13 protein-coding genes are annotated in these 12,811 nt (G+C 68.0%); 8 read left to right on the forward strand and 5 right to left on the reverse strand.

What is annotated here, in order from left to right; all coding sequences use genetic code 11:
- Position 1: 1 nt before the first annotated feature.
- Positions 2–1,024, reverse strand: coding sequence for a sugar-transfer associated ATP-grasp domain-containing protein (locus ACFXQA_RS10115; protein ID WP_394519697.1), 1,023 nt, complete (start codon positions 1,022–1,024; stop codon positions 2–4).
- 138 nt (positions 1,025–1,162) lie between these two features.
- Here ACFXQA_RS10115 and ACFXQA_RS10120 point away from each other — a divergent pair, with 138 nt between their 5' ends.
- Both ACFXQA_RS10120 and ACFXQA_RS10125 read left to right on the forward strand, forming a co-directional pair.
- Entirely contained in the window at positions 1,163–1,768 is a 606-nt protein-coding gene (locus ACFXQA_RS10120) for an alanine racemase C-terminal domain-containing protein (protein ID WP_394519698.1), read from the forward strand.
- A complete protein-coding gene (locus tag ACFXQA_RS10125) occupies positions 1,765–2,814 on the forward strand; it encodes an alanine racemase (protein ID WP_394519699.1) in 1,050 nt (349 codons plus the stop codon). Before ACFXQA_RS10120 ends, ACFXQA_RS10125 begins: the two co-directional genes overlap by 4 nt.
- On the opposite strand, the gene ACFXQA_RS10130 is transcribed toward ACFXQA_RS10125, so the two are convergent.
- Positions 2,811–3,035 (reverse strand): DUF7455 domain-containing protein, encoded by a 225-nt coding sequence (locus tag ACFXQA_RS10130; RefSeq protein WP_394519700.1) that lies wholly within the window; start codon positions 3,033–3,035, stop codon positions 2,811–2,813. The genes ACFXQA_RS10125 and ACFXQA_RS10130 overlap by 4 nt on opposite strands.
- Before the next feature lie 167 nt (positions 3,036–3,202).
- Between ACFXQA_RS10130 and ACFXQA_RS10135 the strand changes: the two genes are divergently transcribed.
- Complete coding sequence (locus ACFXQA_RS10135; protein ID WP_481825242.1) at positions 3,203–5,296, forward strand: DNA gyrase/topoisomerase IV subunit B; 2,094 nt, start codon at positions 3,203–3,205, stop codon at positions 5,294–5,296.
- Between the two features lie 4 nt (positions 5,297–5,300).
- Here the strand turns inward: ACFXQA_RS10135 and ACFXQA_RS10140 are convergent, their stop codons facing one another.
- Positions 5,301–7,778: a DNA gyrase/topoisomerase IV subunit A gene (locus tag ACFXQA_RS10140; protein WP_394519702.1), complete on the reverse strand. Its 2,478-nt coding sequence runs from the start codon at positions 7,776–7,778 to the stop codon at positions 5,301–5,303.
- A gap of 72 nt (positions 7,779–7,850) precedes the next feature.
- Between ACFXQA_RS10140 and ACFXQA_RS10145 the strand changes: the two genes are divergently transcribed.
- Complete coding sequence (locus ACFXQA_RS10145) at positions 7,851–8,978, forward strand: alkaline phosphatase family protein (RefSeq protein ID WP_394519703.1); 1,128 nt, start codon at positions 7,851–7,853, stop codon at positions 8,976–8,978.
- A gap of 3 nt (positions 8,979–8,981) precedes the next feature.
- On the opposite strand, the gene sepH is transcribed toward ACFXQA_RS10145, so the two are convergent.
- A complete protein-coding gene (gene sepH, locus ACFXQA_RS10150; protein ID WP_394519704.1) occupies positions 8,982–9,992 on the reverse strand; it encodes a septation protein SepH in 1,011 nt (336 codons plus the stop codon).
- 217 nt (positions 9,993–10,209) lie between these two features.
- On the opposite strand from sepH, the gene ACFXQA_RS10155 reads away from it, so the two are divergent.
- A complete protein-coding gene (locus tag ACFXQA_RS10155; protein WP_116646549.1) occupies positions 10,210–10,503 on the forward strand; it encodes a DUF4193 domain-containing protein in 294 nt (97 codons plus the stop codon).
- On the opposite strand, the gene ACFXQA_RS10160 is transcribed toward ACFXQA_RS10155, so the two are convergent.
- Positions 10,478–10,948 carry a DUF3093 domain-containing protein gene (locus ACFXQA_RS10160; RefSeq protein WP_394519705.1) on the reverse strand — a complete coding sequence of 157 codons (471 nt, stop codon included), beginning with the start codon at positions 10,946–10,948 and terminating at the stop codon, positions 10,478–10,480. The genes ACFXQA_RS10155 and ACFXQA_RS10160 overlap by 26 nt on opposite strands.
- A gap of 33 nt (positions 10,949–10,981) precedes the next feature.
- On the opposite strand from ACFXQA_RS10160, the gene dut reads away from it, so the two are divergent.
- From dut to ACFXQA_RS10175, 3 genes are read left to right on the forward strand one after another with little or no spacing between them, the layout of a single operon-like run.
- On the forward strand, positions 10,982–11,437 hold the full coding sequence (gene dut / locus ACFXQA_RS10165) for a dUTP diphosphatase (RefSeq protein WP_394519706.1): 456 nt from the start codon (positions 10,982–10,984) through the stop codon (positions 11,435–11,437).
- Complete coding sequence (locus ACFXQA_RS10170; protein ID WP_394519707.1) at positions 11,434–12,030, forward strand: DUF3710 domain-containing protein; 597 nt, start codon at positions 11,434–11,436, stop codon at positions 12,028–12,030. The genes dut and ACFXQA_RS10170 overlap by 4 nt, the downstream gene beginning before the upstream one ends.
- On the forward strand, positions 12,027–12,776 hold the full coding sequence (locus ACFXQA_RS10175; protein ID WP_394519708.1) for a DUF3159 domain-containing protein: 750 nt from the start codon (positions 12,027–12,029) through the stop codon (positions 12,774–12,776). The genes ACFXQA_RS10170 and ACFXQA_RS10175 overlap by 4 nt, the downstream gene beginning before the upstream one ends.
- Positions 12,777–12,811 lie beyond the last annotated feature (35 nt).

The raw sequence follows: 12,811 nt of genomic DNA on the forward strand, positions 1-12,811 counted from the left end.
GTCAGAACCCGATGGCGGCTTGGTAGCGCGGCTTGTGGCCCGTGCGGATGCCGGTGACGCTGGGCTTGTTCTCGTAGACGCCGGCGCCCCAGTTTCCCTCGACGAGGACCGGGCCGTCGGGGGTGACGACGATGTCCCACCCGACGTACTGCACCTGCGGCACGACGCGCGCGACGCGGTCGACGAACGCCGTGACCTCGTCGATCATCGGCAGCTGGAAGTCCGCGATCCGGAAGCCCGAGTCGGGGTGCGTCTCGTAGACGTGACCGTGGGAGTCGTACCCCGGGCCCACGGCGCGGCCGGACTGGTCGAGCATCGTGTAGAAGCCGCCGAAGGTCATCTGGTCGCTGACGGCGCCGCGTCCGAACTTCTGAGCCATGGCCAGAATGTGGGTCTGCTCCCCGTCGAAGAAGGCGGTTACGCGCGTGGTGTTGACCGTTCCGGGGCAGACGGCTGCAAGGTCGGGATGCTGGGGGATGACTTCCTCGATGAGGAGTTCACCGCGGTCGAACAAACCGCGGTGGAACTGCGCCCAGTCCTCGACGTCGGCCGCGTGGTAGCGGTGCACTCCGGTGCCCGCCTGGCCGACCGGTTCTTTCGTCACGATGGTGCCCAGTCGCTCGGCGAAGGCGCGGACGGCGTCGGCGTTGCCGGCGTCGACGACCATCCAGTCACGACGCAGATGCTCGGCGAAAACCCCGTCGAACTCCACCTTGTCCTGGAAGATATGCCGGTAGTCGGGGTGGTCGTACTTCTGCGAGATCTGGTTCGAAACCGGGTGGGTCATGAACGTGTCGCGCTCGGCTCGGCTCAGAATCGCGAAGTCGTAGTCGATGTAGTCCTGGAACCCGACATTTCGGACCCCCGCTTGCCACAGCATGTCGACGACCACCTTCGGCGTCCACTTGTGGTGGTCTCGCGACGCTTCGCGTGCACGTTCGAAAACGGACCCGACGTCGATGCGGCGAGCGCGCCCGATCAGGTAGCGAAGGCGGGGCGCGAGAGCGAAGCCCTGGTCTGGCATGCGTGCTCCGAGGTCGGCGAACAAGTCCCGGTTAGTCTAGTTGTCGTGACTGATGCGTTCCGTGGGCAGGCTGTGACCGGCCCCGAACGTACTCCGATCGCTCGCGTCTCTCAGGGTGCTCTGCGGCGGAACGCACACGTGGCTGCCAGCGCCGGCGTCGACCGGTACGACTCTCGGTTGCTACGGGGCGATGCCTGGGGACACGGGGTCTCCGCGGTCTCCGAAGTCCTCCGCGACGCCGGGTTCGTCCGGAACGATCCCGAGGACGATACGCACGCGCCGCCGTCCGATGATCGCGTTCTGGACGCGGTGGCGCTCTTCGGCCTCACCGGGGCACCGCAGGGCACAGCACCGGTCATGAGCCTCAGAGGTGCCGTGTTGGCGACGAAGACCCTCCGGGTGGGCGAGGGGGTCTCGTACGGGTATCTGTTCCGCGCGGCGATCGACACGCGCATCGCGTTGGTGACCGGAGGGTACGCCCAGGGAGTCGTGCGCTCGCTCGGCAACGCCGCCGACGTCGCCCTCGCAGGACGCCGTCTGCCCATCATCGGTCGGGTGGCGATGGACGTCTGCGTCGTCGACATCGCGGATGCTGAGGCGCAGCGAGGAGACGACGTCGTGTTCTTCGGCGACCCCGCACGGGGTGAGCCGTCACTGACGCAGTGGCGCGACGCGACGGGTTTCTCCGAGGCCGAGCTCGTCACGGCCGTCGGTCTGCACGCGAACCGGAAGGTCGTCGAGTGAGCACCGTGCTGTCCGTCGACCTCGACGCCATCGCCTCCAACCTCGCACGGGTGCGCGAAGCGGTCGCCCCGGCCGAACCGATGCTGGTCGTCAAGAACAACGCCTACGGCCACGGTCTTGTCCCCGTCGTGCGTCGGGCCGCGTCGGAAGGTGTGCGCTGGTTCGGCGCCTTCGACGTTCGAACCGGTCACGTCGTACGGGCTGAGCTCGGCGACGACGCCCGCATCTTCGTGTGGATGACAGCCTCGCGAGCAGAGGCTGACCAGTCCGTCCGCGATCGCCTCGACATCGGCGTCGGCGACACCGCCGTGCTCGAAGACGTCGCTCAGGCGGCACGTGCCCTGGGGTCGCGTGCTCGCATCCACCTCAAGATCGACACGGGTCTGCACCGCAACGGTGTGCGCCCCGAGGAATGGCCGGAGTTCGTCGCACGGGCCGCGCAGCTCGCCGACGAAGGCGTCGTGGAGGTCGTCGGAGTGTGGAGCCACATCGCCGAGGCCTCGGACGACGAGGACGACGCCGCTCGACGCGTCTTCGACGAGGCGGTCTCCGCAGCCGAGACCGCGGGTCTCGCACCGGAGTATCGACACCTCGCCGCGAGTGCGGCGTCGTTCGCCCGCCCAGAGTTCCGCTACGACCTCGTTCGCGTGGGAGCGTTCGCCTACGGAATCCGTTCCGCGGGCGGCACGACGGAAGACGAACTCGGCGTACGTCTCGCCGCGCGACTCGACACGGAGGTCACGGGTGTCGACGCACGCGGCGTGACGATCGGCGTGGGGGCTCTCGACGGGCTCCCGAGCACTCTCGGGGGCCGCGTCGACGTCGGGACCCCGTCGGGGCCGCGCACACTCGAGTCGGTCGGAGATGAATCCCGCGTATCCGGGTGGGCTTCCGCATCCGTGGGTGACGTCGTCACACTCTTCGGGGGAGCCGAGAACGAGAAATCCCCCACCGATCTCGCCGAAGCGATCGGATCGGTGGGGGAGGAGATCCTCGTGCGGCTCTCGCCGCTCATCCCTCGTCGTTACGAGGGCGTGGAGCGTTAGACGCTCTCGCTGAGTCGGGCCGTCTCGTCGTGCCACGAAGTAGCGATGCTCCGCAGCTTCTCTTCGTACTTGCGTCCGTGGTGAGCGCAGAAAAGCAGCTCGCTGCCGTTGACCTCGGCCGCGATGTACGCCTGGGCGCCGCACGAGTCGCAGCGGTCTGCGGCCGTGAGGCGGTAGTCGAGGACGGCGGTGTTCTCAGTCGGTGTCGATGTGGTGTTCATCTCGGTGCCTCCTCGGTGCAGCTCTTTCGGGTGCGTGCAAGATATGTAACCACGCTCATCCGGGGGGTATGCCGCCCTGCACCGACATTTCGCTCTGCGCGTACGCCGACGACGCGCTCCGTGTGTCAGCGGCCCGGTGTCGGATGCCCCGGTTATCGTGGGAAATTGTGACAGCTGAGTACTCCGCCCATCATCTCCAGGTCTTGGAAGGGCTCGAGGCGGTGCGCAAGCGCCCCGGCATGTACATCGGCTCGACCGATTCGCGCGGTCTCATGCACTGCCTGTGGGAGATCATCGACAACTCGGTCGACGAGGCCCTCGGCGGTCACGGGAGCCGCATCGACATCATCCTCCACGCCGACGGCAGCGTCGAGGTGCGCGATCGCGCCCGGGGCATTCCGGTCGACATCGAGCCTCGGACGGGGCTCTCGGGCATCGAAGTCGTCTTCACCAAGCTCCACGCCGGCGGCAAGTTCGGCGGCGGGTCTTACGCGGCCTCCGGCGGATTGCACGGCGTCGGCGCCTCCGTGGTGAACGCCCTTTCCGAGCGCCTCGACGTCGAGGTCGACCGCGGCGGCAAGACGTGGGCGATGTCGTTCCACCGCGGTGAGCCCGGGGCATTCGCCGGCGACACCCCCGATTCGAGGTTCACCCCCTTCGAGAACAAGAGCGAGCTACGCGTCGCGGGCAAGGCGCCGAAGGGCGTCACCGGCACGCGCATCCGCTATTGGGCAGACCGCCAGATCTTCACGGCGGACGCCGCGTTCCACCTCGAAGAGCTTGAGCAGCGTGCTCGTCAGACCGCGTTCCTCGTGCCCGGACTCGAAATCGTCATCCGGGACGAGCGCGCGACGGCGACGTCGGCCGAAGAACCCCCCGCACCGATCGAGACCACCTACCGCTTCGACGGCGGCATCTCCGAGTTCGCCGAGTATCTGGCCCCCGACGCCGCGGTCACCGACACCTGGCGTCTGACCGGTACGGGGTCGTTCGTCGAGACCGTGCCCGTTCTGCAGCCGACCGGAGCCATGGTCCCCACCGAGGTGACGCGCGACTGCGAGGTCGACATCGCGCTGCGATGGGGCACCGGCTATGAGACCCGAGCCCGTTCGTTCGTGAACATCATCTCCACCCCCAAGGGCGGAACGCACCAGCAGGGCTTCGAAGTGGGCCTGATGAAGGTGTTGCGCAGCCAGGTCGAACAGAACGCCCGTCGCCTGAAGGTCGGCAACGACAAGATCGAGAAAGACGACATCCTCGCCGGACTGACCGCCGTGCTGACGGTGCGCCTACCGGAGCCGCAGTTCGAGGGTCAGACGAAAGAGATCCTCGGCACCCCTGCGGTGCGCCAGATCGTCGCGAACGTCGTCACGAAAGAACTCGCCGCGCGGTTCGCTTCTCCCAAGCGCGACGACAAGACGCAGACGGCGCTTCTTCTCGACAAGGTCGTGTCCGAGATGAAGGCGCGTATCTCGGCGCGTCAGCACAAAGAGACGCAGCGGCGAAAGAATGCGCTCGAATCGTCGTCGCTTCCGGCCAAGCTCGCCGACTGCCGCACGAACGACGTCGACGCGTCAGAACTGTTCATCGTCGAGGGCGATTCCGCGCTCGGAACCGCGAAGCTCGCGCGAAACAGCGAGTATCAGGCACTCCTCCCCATCCGCGGAAAAATCTTGAACGTGCAGAAGGCGTCTGTCAGCGACATGCTGTCCAACGCCGAATGCGCCTCGATCATCCAGGTCATCGGCGCGGGTTCCGGGCGCTCGTTCGATCTCGAATCCGCGCGCTACGGCAAGATCATCCTGATGAGCGATGCCGATGTCGACGGCGCCCACATCCGCACGCTGCTGCTGACGCTGTTCTTCCGGTACATGCGACCACTCATCGACGAGGGTCGCGTCTACGCGGCTGTTCCGCCGCTGCACCGCGTGATCGTGGCCCACCCGGGCTCCAAGCCGAACGAGACGATTTACACCTACTCCGAGCAGGAACTGCACGGTCTGCTCAGCAAGCTCACCAAGGCGGGCAAGAAGTGGCAGGAGCCGATCCAGCGGTACAAGGGTCTCGGCGAGATGGATGCTGATCAGCTCGCGACGACGACGATGGATCGCGGTGGGCGGTTGCTGCGCCGTGTGCGCATGCAAGACGCCGAGGTGGCAGCATCCGTGTTCGAACTGCTGATGGGCAACGACGTCGCGCCGCGAAAAGAGTTCATCATCGACTCGAGCGACCGGTTGGCGCGCGACCGCATCGACGTCTGACGCGTCAGCGCACGGCCGTTCCGAGGGCGCCGATCGCGCCGTCGAGCGGCGTGCCCGACGCGTCGCGCTTGGCGCCGGAGGTCGGCAGCGTCCGGGTGCCGCCGTCGGTTCCGACCGCACGCGGCTCTTCGCCCACCCAGGCATGGGTGAGCGCATCTTCTCCGCGAAGGAAGCGTTGCGCGCGCACCCCGCCGGTGGCTCGGCCCTTCGACGGATATTCGGTGAACGCCGAGACCTTCGCCGAACCCGCATCGGTACCCGGCAACGCGCCGGAGTTGCCCGCCACGGTGACGACGACCGCTTCTTCGGCGGTCGGCGCCACGACGGCGAAGGCGATGACCTCGACACCGGAATCGAGGCGGATGCCCGCCATACCTCCGGCGGAGCGACCCTGAGAACGCACGGCAGCCGCATCGAAGCGCAGGAGCTGTGCGTCGGCCGCAATGAACACCAGCTCGGCGTCGTCGGGTGCCGGGGCCGCTCCCACCACGCGGTCACCCGGTTTGAGCGCGATGATCTCGATGTCGGGTTTGTTCGTGATCTCGGTAGCCGAGACCCGCTTGACGACGCCCTGTGCCGTGCCGATCGCCAGCGGCTGCGCACCGTCGAGCGGGACGATGGCGACGACGTGTTCGCCCCCGGGGAGGCCGAGGTACTGGGCGGCTCCGGTACCCGCTGCCAGTTGGACGGAATTGGCGGGTACGGACGGCAGGTCGACGGGGCTGAATCGCACGAGGCGGCCCTTGCTCGTCACCGCACCGAGGTCGCCCCTCGTCGTGCTGTCGACGGCGGATCGGATCGCGTCGTGCTTCGAACGGCGCGACGGGGGCACGATCCCCCCGTCGGGGGCATCGGCGACCAGTTCGGCGCGGACCATCCGGCCGGTGGACGAGAGGAAGACCCGACAGGGCGCGTCGGCGATCTGCAGGTCGGCGGCCGCGGCCGCCTTGGCGGAACGCGGCACGACAGGCCCGCCGTTGAGGAGCAGTGTCCGCCGCGGGGTGCCGTATGCCTCCGCGGCCGCTTCCAGCTCGCGCGCGACCTGCGCGTGCAGCAGTACGTCGCTGGCGAGCAGCTCGATCAACTGCTCGATCTCGGCCTTCAGCGCGTCGCGCTCCGCCTCGAGTTCGATGCGCGAGAACTTCGTCAGTCGACGCAGCCGCAGCTCGAGGATGTACTCCGACTGCGCCTGGGAAAGGTCGAAGACCTCCATCAAGCGCGCACGTGCCTGCTCTCCGTCGTCGGAGGCGCGGATCACCTGGATCACCTCGTCGATGTCGAGGATGGCGATGAGCAGACCCTCGACGAGGTGCAGGCGCTCCTGCTTCCGGGCGAGGCGGAACTGGCTCCGACGCGTCACGACGCGGATGCGGTGGTCGATGTAGACCCGCAGCAACTCCCGCAGGCCGAGGGTCTTGGGCTGGCCGTCGACGAGTGCGACGTTGTTGATGCCGAAGGAGTCTTCGAGGGGGGTCAGCCGGTACAGCTGGTCGAGCACGGCCTGCGGATCGAAGCCCGTCTTGATGCCGATGATGAGTCGGAGGCCGTGGTTGCGGTCGGTCAGGTCGGTGACGTCGAAGATGCCCGTCAGCTTCTTGGCGTTGACCGCGTCTTTGATCTTCTCGACGAGGCGCTCCGGCCCCACCAGGTAGGGGAGTTCGGTCACGACGAGCCCGGTGCGCCGCGGGCCGAGCGACTCGACGGTCACCTTCGCGCGGGTGCGGAAGCTGCCGCGTCCGTTCGTGTAGGCGTCTTTGATGCCGTCGAGGCCGACGATGATGCCCCCGGTCGGAAGGTCGGGGCCGGGAACGAACTCCATCAGCTCTTCGACACTCGCGTCGGGGTGGCCGAGAAGATGCACGGCGGCCGCCACGACCTCGATGAGGTTGTGGGGCGCCATATTCGTCGCCATGCCCACGGCGATGCCGGTGGCGCCGTTGACCAACAGGTTCGGGAAGGCGGCCGGAAGCACCTCGGGCTGCTGGAACTGACCGTCGTAGTTCGGGATGAAATCCACGACGTCTTCGTCGAGGTTCTCGGTGAGCGCGAGTGCGGGAGGAGCGAGCCGCGCCTCGGTGTAGCGCGACGCCGCGGGCCCGTCGTCGAGCGAACCGAAGTTGCCGTGACCGTCGACGAGCGGAACGCGCAGAGTGAACGATTGCGCGAGACGCACCAGCGCGTCGTAGATGGGCGAGTCCCCGTGGGGGTGCAGCTTTCCCATCACCTCGCCGACCACGCGGGCGCTCTTCACGTGCCCGCGGTCGGGCCGCAGACCCATCTCGGCCATCTGATAGAGGATGCGGCGCTGAACGGGCTTCAGCCCGTCTCGGGCGTCGGGGAGGGCACGAGAGTAGATGACCGAGTAGGCGTACTCGAGAAAAGACCCCTGCATCTCGGTCGAGACGTCGACCTCCTCGATGCGCTCGACGGTGTTCGTCGCAGCAGCGCTCGTGGCGGCGGGGGAGGGCCGGGATGCAGGCATGTACCTCTTGCCTCGGGAGTGGTTCGGGTCGGGTTCCGACACGGGCCACTCGCGTATGCGAGACTGACCCGGATGTCTCTCAGCCTACCGGCCGACCCTCCGCAGGCCCGGAGCCTCACCGGTGTCGTCCCCGAGATGATCGCCGCGTTGAGCGGTGAGTCGGAGTGGTTCGCCCCGGCTCGAAGCGCTGTCGTCTGCGTCATCGACGGGCTTGGTGCACTCAACCTCGCCGCGCGAAAAGGCCACGCCCGCTTCCTCTCATCCGTCGGCACCAAACGAGACGTGGCGCGCACGGTCTTCCCCTCGACCACCGCGGCCGCTCTCACCAGCCTCCTCACCGGCACCGCCCCCGGCCAGCACGGCATCGTGGGGTACAGGTTGCGGATCCCCGGCACCGACAGGTTGCCCAATCAGCTCAAGGGATGGGAAACCGACGGGCTGGATCCCGAGACGTGGCAACGCCGCGAGCCGATCCTGCAGCGCGAGACGGATCACGGTCGACCCTGCTTCGTCGTCTCGCGCGCCGAGTACGTCGGCACCGGCTTCACGGCGGCCACACTCCGCGGCGCGGAGTTCGTCAGCGCGCAAGACGTCGCAGAGCGCGCGACGATCGCCGCCGACCTTGCCGCCCGTCACCCGGGGGCGCTGGTGTACCTGTACGCCCCCGATCTCGACAGCGTCGGCCATCGCGTCGGGTGGGAGTCCGACGCGTGGAGCGCGACCCTCGAGACGGTCGACGCCGCCGCGGGCCTGTTGGCGAAATCGCTCACGCCAGGAGTCGGCGCGCTCATCACCGCTGACCACGGGATGGTCGATGTGCCCCGCCACCGTCAACTGCTGCTGGGCGAAGAAAGCCCCCTCGTCGCGGGCGTCGCCGCAATCGGCGGAGAGCCACGGATGCTGCATCTCTACGCCGAATCGGGGCAGGCGGGCGCCGTGGCAGCCGCCTGGCGGGAGTCCGAGTCGGGGCGCGCCTGGGTGCTCACCCGAGACGAGGCGATCGAAGCGGGTCTGTTCGGTGCCGTGGATGACGACGTTCGCCCGCGCATCGGCGATGTACTCGTCGCCGCACGCTCGGCAGTGGCCTACTACGACGACCGCACAGGAGATAAAGGTCCCCAGAACATGGTGGGCCAACACGGCTCCCTGACGCCGGAGGAACGCATCGTCCCCCTCCTGCGACTGGGCGCCTTCGCCTGACGGCTAGGCGTCGTCCGAGCGGGCCCCGAAGACGATCTCGTCCCAGGAGGGCATCGACGATCGTCCCTTACGGCGGGACGCAGCATCCGCGCTTCCGGATGCGTCGGCCTCCGGCTCCGCGGTCTTCTGCTCTTCGTCGGGTTCGAGTGCGTCGAAGAGAGCGACCGGTGCCGACGAGCGCGAAGCGGCCGTCTCGGTACCCGGCAGCGGCTCGCGCTGGCCGCGACGGCGGCGAAGGGCCTCGAGCAGGTCGGCGGTCTCGGACGACGTGACCGGGGCGTCGGGAGCACGCTTGATGGCGGCGTCCTGCACCGCCGGCGTCGCGTGCGCCGGGTGCTCGGTCGCGAGGTCGGCCTCGATCTCCACGCGTCGCGGACCGAAAGCACCGCTGTCGAAGCGGGTGTCATCCTTCGCGAGGGGGGTGTCGAGGGCACGCAGGCGGGGGATCAGACCCTCGGGGAGCGAGCCCTGGCGCGACAGCTGGATGGCGTCGGAGTTCTGGGGCGACAGCGAACTGCGTCGGGGTTCGAACCCCCATCGTGCGTCGTGGTCGACGTCATTGGCCGTGAACTCGAGCTTGACGATCCACCCGTTGGGTCCGCGCCAGCTGGTCCACCGCTCGTTCGAGGCGCCCGCTTCGGCGAGCTTGGCACGCACGGCGGCACCGAACGTCACGGGCGCGTCATGCTCGAGGTCGCCGCCGAGCAGTACCGGAACGGCGAGTGCCTGCCCGACCATGTGCTCGCGCTCGGCCAGAACCGGACGCTCGAAGCGCACGACGTCTTCGAGCCGGGCGCCCAGAAGCGCGGCGACTTCGGGGGCCGAAAGACCTGACCGGATATGCGACTGGATCTCGCGGGGGCTGGCCCGCGGCACCCGCTCCTCGCGGTCGCGTCGGGTGCGGCGCAGTTCTGCGCGCAGCACTTCGTCGACGGGCAGCGTGAAACGCTCACCCGACTCGGTCGCGAGCACCAGGACGTCGTCCTCGGTTCCGATGACCTTGAGCTGTTCCATGCGGAAACACCCCTTCGTTCTGCGGTTAGCCGCCATGGTCGCACGCGAGAAGGTCGAGACCGGGAATATCCGGGGCGCGCCGCGAGTTTCATCGCAACGCCTGACCCGGAGAACCGGGATTTGCAAGAGCATTTGCGAAACCGACCCCGTTCATGCAAACTGTGGCCGCCCGTTCGGGCGACACATCCCGCACCACCGGAAGTAGAGACATTCACGCATGGCCACCGACTACGACGCACCACGCAAGACCGAGGACGACAGCGAGTCGATCGAGGCCCTGAAGGAGCGCGTTCCTGACAAGATGTCGGGTTCGGTGGACGTCGAGGATTCCGACAACCCCTCCGGCTTCGAACTCCCGGGCGCCGACCTCTCCGACCTCGAACTCGACGTGGTCGTGCTGCCGCCTCAGGAGGACGAGTTCACCTGCATGAACTGCTTCCTCGTGAAGCACCGTTCGCAGATCGACCACGAAGACGGCCCCGGCTTCATCTGCGTGGAGTGCGCAGCCTGACCTGAGCACCCCGGACGGCCGCCGCGAGTCGGTCGGGCGTCCGGGTGGAAAGAACCCACGCGGGGGTGGGATCGTCGGGATCGGTGACGGGGATGGTCACCACACCGTCGATCCCCCCGCGGATAAGCAGCCATGAGCGCGGGTCGAGTCCCGCGCCGCGCGACTGGCGAGCCTCGTCGCCTTCGACCGCTACCGGTTCTCCGAGCCACGCGACATCGATATGCGCCTTCCCGGCACGCAGCACTCCGTCATCTACCTCGATGGTGGGGGATGCTGCGACCAGCGCGGCGATGATCGCCACGCCGACGACGACACCGGCGACGAGGGCCAGGGTCGTGTCGACGGGGGTCAGCACGAGCGCGGTGATCGGCGCGCACACCGCCGCTGCCACCAGGGCCCAGAGCGATGGGCTGAGTCGTTCGCGATAAGCAGGTCGTTCCCGCATTTTGCACCCTCCCGACTGCATTACCCTCGTGGGGTGACCGAAACCGTCGACGTCCCCATTATCGCGGCCGAACCTCCGGTCTACGCGCATCCGGGCGACGCGGGAGCCGACCTCACGGCCGTCGAACCCGTGTCTCTCGCCCCGGGAGAGCGTGCGCTGGTATCCACGGGGGTGCGTATCGCCCTTCCCGACGGCTACGTCGGCTTCGTGGTGCCGCGCAGCGGGCTCGCCGCGAAGCACGGCATCACGATCGTCAACGCCCCCGGCACGATCGATGCCGGCTACCGCGGCGAGATCAAGGTCGCGCTGCTCAACACCGATTCCACCACCCCGTATGACGTGGCCGTCGGCGACAGGATCGCCCAGCTCATCGTCATGCCCATTCACCGAGCGACGTTCGTCCCGGTCGACGAGCTGCCCGACAGCTCCCGCGGCCAGGGCGGCTTCGGGTCCACCGGCTATCAGACGCAAGAAGAAGGCACGGCATGAGCGATGTGTCCACGGGCGAGACGCCCGACCAGGTACCCCAGGGCGACCGCAGCGTCGAGGGTCCGTTCGACGAATCGGAAGCGAACCCGGTGCGCCCCTACATCGACCTGGGCGGCATCAAGATCCTCCCGCGCGAGGGGCTGAACCTGCGCCTCGAGGTCGAGGAACAGACGAAGCGCATCGTCGCCGTCGGGCTCGACTACGCCGAATCGACGCTGCAGGTTCAGCCGTTCGCGGCTCCCCGCACCACGGGGCTCTGGGAAGAGACGCGTGAGCAGATCCGCTCGCAGGTCCGTCAGCAGGGCGGCCGGGTCGAAGAACGCGAGGGCCCGCTCGGGCCTGAACTGCTCGCCGAGGTCCCCGTCCTCGCCGATGGTGCGGCCGCGGGAATGCGGCTGGCGCGTTTCGTCGGCGTCGATGGGCCCCGGTGGTTCCTCCGCGGGGTGATCGGCGGTGCTGCCACCTCGGACGTCGCCGCGGCTGCGCAGCTCGAAGATCTCTTCCGCTCGATCGTCGTGGTTCGCGGATCGGCTCCCATGCCGCCGCGCGACCTGATCCCGCTCCGCATGCCCGCGACGCCCGGAACGCCGTGACCGACGCGCCCGCGCCCGACGAGAAGAAGGCGGCCGACATTGAGCCGCCCTCTGCCTCAGACGCACTGAGTGCCGCGCTGGGCGACGCCGCCAGGCGGGCGGGCCTCGACCCGTCCAAGCACACGTCGACGGGCGCCGCGGTCTGGTCGGCGATGGGCGGGTGGCGCGGGATCCTCGAATCGGTCCTTCCGGGCCTCATCTTCATCGTCGTCTTCACCCTCACCATCGACCCGGCCACCGGCGATGGCAACCTCTGGCTGTCGCTCGGGCTGTCGCTCGGCGTCGCCGCTGTCTTCACGATCACGCGTCTCGTCGCACGTCAGCCCGTGGGTGCGGCGCTCGGTGGGCTCATCGCAGCCGGGGTCGCCGCGGCATTCGCCGTCTTCACGGGCGAAGCCAGCAACAACTTCATCCCCGGGTTCATCACGAACATCGCCTACGGCTCGGCATTTCTGATCTCGGCTTTGATCGGTTGGTCGTTGATCGGGCTCGCCGTCGGGTTCTTGATGGGGGAGGGCACGCAGTGGCGGGCCGACAAGCGGAAGCGTCGGGTCTTCTTCTGGCTCGCGATCGCGTGGGCCGCGCTGTTCGCGGCACGTCTCGTCGTGCAGTTGCCGCTCTACTTTGCCGACAATGTCACCGCGCTCGGAACACTCAAGCTCGTGATGGGACTTCCGCTCTTCGCCCCCCTCGTCGCGGTCACATGGTTGGCCGTCCGTGCGCTCTACCCCACCCGTCGTACCTGATATATTTATCTCGATATCAAGATAAATTTCCCGTC

The organism is Microbacterium shimangi, assembly GCF_043556445.1.
Taxonomy (GTDB): domain Bacteria; phylum Actinomycetota; class Actinomycetes; order Actinomycetales; family Microbacteriaceae; genus Microbacterium.